The 332-nt window shown below is 65.7% G+C and carries 1 protein-coding gene; it reads left to right on the top strand.

Annotation, left to right across the window (positions count from 1 at the left end; genetic code table 11):
* The coding region (locus tag B3V69_RS14270) for an NAD(P)/FAD-dependent oxidoreductase (RefSeq protein ID WP_296447607.1) at window positions 1-332 on the top strand (332 nt) is incomplete at both ends.

Genomic DNA, 332 nt, shown 5'->3' with positions numbered 1-332 from the left:
TGGCCGTGGCTCGCGCGCTGGCGCTTGGCCGGCGCGAAGTCATGGTGCTGGAAGCCGCAGCTGCCATCGGCACGGGCACCAGTTCGCGCAACAGCGAAGTCATTCACGCGGGCATTTACTACGCCCCCGGCTCTCTCAAGGCACGCCTGTGCGTGCAGGGCAAGGGCTTGCTCTATGACTACTGTGCCGAGCGCGGCATTGGCCACCGGCGTTGCGGCAAGCTGATCGTGGCAACTGCGGCTGAGCAGGTGCCGCAGTTGCAGGGTATTGTTGACCAGGCCAGACGCAACGGCGTCAACGATCTGCTGATGCTGACCCGGGCAGAAGCCCGC

The sequence above is a fragment of the Rhodoferax sp. UBA5149 genome (genome assembly GCF_002413825.1).
Lineage (GTDB): Bacteria > Pseudomonadota > Gammaproteobacteria > Burkholderiales > Burkholderiaceae_C > Rhodoferax.
Note: the sequence above shows the minus strand (reverse complement) of the source record. Positions and strands in the feature narration are given on the sequence as shown.